The 249-nt window shown below is 38.2% G+C and carries 1 protein-coding gene; it reads left to right on the top strand.

Annotation, left to right across the window (positions count from 1 at the left end; translation table 11 throughout):
- Nucleotides 1-249: helicase HerA-like domain-containing protein (locus SB689_RS23795; protein WP_410694502.1), on the top strand; the 249-nt coding region annotated here is incomplete at both ends.

Genomic DNA, 249 nt, shown 5'->3' with positions numbered 1-249 from the left:
ACCCAGCTTCCTTACACTCCACAGGGGTTTCCTGTAGAATTGATGAGCATTTCAGGAGGAAAAGGAGTGAAGCTAAGAGCAACAGTAACAGAATTTGGACCCGTTTTATTAAGTAAGATCCTTGAACTTAATGACACTCAGCAAAGTATCATGTCTATTGTTTTCAAGTATTGTGATGATAAAGGACTGCCATTGATTGACCTGAATGATCTGAAGAAAGTATTGCAATATGTAACAGATAATGCTCAG

Origin of the sequence: Chryseobacterium sp. SIMBA_038 (assembly GCF_046535115.1) — a bacterium.
In the GTDB taxonomy this organism is placed as follows: Bacteria; Bacteroidota; Bacteroidia; order Flavobacteriales; family Weeksellaceae; genus Chryseobacterium.
Note: the sequence above shows the minus strand (reverse complement) of the source record. Positions and strands in the feature narration are given on the sequence as shown.